General features: G+C 55.8%; 1 protein-coding gene. It reads left to right on the top strand.

Annotated elements, in window-relative coordinates:
* A partial coding sequence (locus ACPYOJ_RS35280; RefSeq protein WP_481420375.1) for a fumarate hydratase occupies positions 1-276 on the top strand: 276 nt, incomplete at both ends.

Genomic DNA, 276 nt, shown 5'->3' with positions numbered 1-276 from the left:
GATCTCTACAGCGTCGACGGGGACGAGTATAAATTCCTGTGCATGGCAAAAGGCGGCGGTTCCGCGAATAAAACCTACCTCTATCAGGAAACCAAAGCGCTGATTACCCCGGCGAAGCTGAAAAACTACCTGGTTGAGAAAATGCGTACCCTGGGTACCGCGGCCTGCCCGCCTTACCATATTGCCTTCGTGATTGGGGGAACGTCGGCTGAAGCGACGCTGAAAACCGTTAAGCTCGCCTCAACGCGCTATTACGACGCGCTGCCCACCGAAGGC

The organism is Rhizobium sp. SVR5-9E (assembly GCF_056755095.1).
This window is presented reverse-complemented; position numbering and strand designations above follow the sequence as displayed.